This is a genomic window from Gemmobacter sp. LW-1 (assembly GCF_001303875.1).
Classification (GTDB): Bacteria; Pseudomonadota; Alphaproteobacteria; order Rhodobacterales; family Rhodobacteraceae; genus Gemmobacter; species Gemmobacter caeni.
The window spans coordinates 1-1,434 of the sequence record NZ_LJSC01000001.1 but is presented as its reverse complement, the minus strand read 5'-3'; the positions used below and the strand labels follow the sequence as shown (position 1 = coordinate 1,434).

Here is a 1,434-nt window from a genome sequence, read left to right as displayed (position 1 = left end):
GGCCGCAGCAGGCGCAGCTGCCGCCGGAGCGGCCGCAGGCGCGGCGCTTTCTGCTTTGGGCGCAGGCGCCGCAGCGGCGGCCGAGGCATCCTCGCCTTCTTCCAGCAGCACGGCGATGGGGGTGTTCACCTTCACCCCCGCGCTGCCTTCCGCGATCAGGATCTTGCCGATCACGCCTTCATCTACGGCCTCGAATTCCATCGTGGCCTTGTCGGTTTCGATCTCGGCGAGCACCTGACCGGATTTCACCTCGTCGCCTTCCTTCACCAGCCATTTGGCCAGCGTGCCCTCTTCCATCGTGGGCGAAAGGGCGGGCATCAGAACTTGAATGGCCATCTCACACCTCAGCGATAGCAGACGGATTTCACGGCTTCGACCACTTCGGCGGTCGTCACCAGTGCGAGCTTCTCAAGGTTGGCCGCATAGGGCATCGGCACATCCTTGCCGCAGAGGTTGATCACCGGCGCGTCCAGATAGTCAAACGCGCGCTGCATGATCACCGCCGAGATGTGGTTGCCGATGGAGCCGACGGGGAAGCCTTCCTCGACCGTGACGCAGCGGTTGGTCTTCATCACCGAAGCCAGCACCGTGTCATAGTCGATGGGACGCAGCGTGCGCAGGTCGATCACCTCGGCGCTGATGCCCTCGGCCGCCAGCTTGTCGGCGGCCTCCAGCGCATAGGTCATGCCGATGCCGAAGCTGACGATGGTGACATCCGTGCCTTCGCGCCAGATCCTGGCCTTGCCGAAGGGAATGGTGAAATCCTCGACATCCGGCACTTCGAAGGACTTGCCGTATAGGATTTCGTTTTCAAGGAACACCACCGGGTTCGGATCACGGATTGCCTGTTTCAGCAGGCCTTTCGCATCGGCCGCCGAATAGGGCATCACCACCTTCATGCCGGGGATTGCCGCATACCATGCCGCGTAATCCTGGCTGTGCTGTGCTGCGACCCGTGCCGCCGCGCCATTCGGACCCCGGAACACGATGGGACAGCCCAGCTGCCCGCCGGACATGTAGTTCGTCTTGGCGGCCGAGTTGATCAGGTGGTCAATCGCCTGCATGGCGAAGTTGAAGGTCATGAACTCGACAATCGGGTTCAGACCGCCCCAGGCCGCGCCGACGGCGATACCGGCAAAGCCGTGCTCGGTGATCGGCGTGTCGATAACGCGCTTGGGGCCGAACTCATCCAGCAGACCCTGGCTGATCTTGTAGGCGCCCTGATATTCACCGACTTCCTCGCCCATCAGGAACACCGCATCACTGCGGCGCATTTCCTCGGCCATGGCCTCGCGCAGGGCCTCGCGCACGGTCATGGTTTTCATCGGCGTGCCCTCGGCCCAGTCGGGCGAGGCCCTGGACACCACGGCCACCGGCGCGGCAGCGACCGGGGCAGCTTTGGGTGCAGCCTCGGGCGCGGCGGCGGGGGCTGCC

At 64.3% G+C, this 1,434-nt stretch carries 2 protein-coding genes; both read right to left on the bottom strand.

The window, feature by feature from the left end; all coding sequences use genetic code 11:
- Positions 1 to 336: biotin/lipoyl-containing protein (locus AO684_RS00010; protein ID WP_152968303.1), on the bottom strand; the 336-nt coding region annotated here is incomplete at its 3' end.
- An 8-nt stretch (positions 337 to 344) separates the two neighbouring features.
- Positions 345 to 1,434: pyruvate dehydrogenase complex E1 component subunit beta (locus AO684_RS00005; protein WP_054300697.1), on the bottom strand; the 1,090-nt coding region annotated here is incomplete at its 5' end.